Source organism: Mesorhizobium sp. M2A.F.Ca.ET.037.01.1.1 (assembly GCF_003998075.1).
Classification (GTDB): domain Bacteria; phylum Pseudomonadota; class Alphaproteobacteria; order Rhizobiales; family Rhizobiaceae; genus Mesorhizobium.
The window spans coordinates 1-390 of record NZ_RZSA01001873.1 but is presented as its reverse complement, the minus strand read 5'-3'; the positions used below and the strand labels follow the sequence as shown (position 1 = coordinate 390).

Here is a 390-nt window from a genome sequence, read left to right as displayed (position 1 = left end):
GCCATCGATCGGCCTGCAGGGAATTCGCCCTCCAGCGCGAGCAGATCATGCACGTGGATCGGCCTCCGATCGATCACCGCGCGGCCGGTGACCCACTCCCGCGTGATCGGAAAAGTGGCGAAGTCGATGGGGATCGGCCCGTGGTGTGCGCCAATGGCCAGCGATTCCCCTTGCCGCAGAAAGATCGCCGCGTCATAGGCGTCGCAGAGTTGTGCGGCGTTTTCCGCGACCGCATTCAGGACCGGTTGGATGTCGGTCGGTGATGCAGCGATCACCCTGAGGATCGCACTCGTCGCAGACTGCTGTTCAAGGAGATTGGCGACCTCCGCAGTGCGCACCTGATTTTCTTCGCGCGCCGCTGTCAACTCGGTTCGGAGCGAGCTGATAGCA

1 pseudogene is annotated in these 390 nt (G+C 63.1%); it reads right to left on the bottom strand.

Going from position 1 to position 390, the window contains the following annotated elements:
- A pseudogene (locus EOA27_RS40245) lies at window positions 1-365 on the bottom strand (histidine kinase); the annotation flags it as partial.
- Window positions 366-390 lie beyond the last annotated feature (25 nt).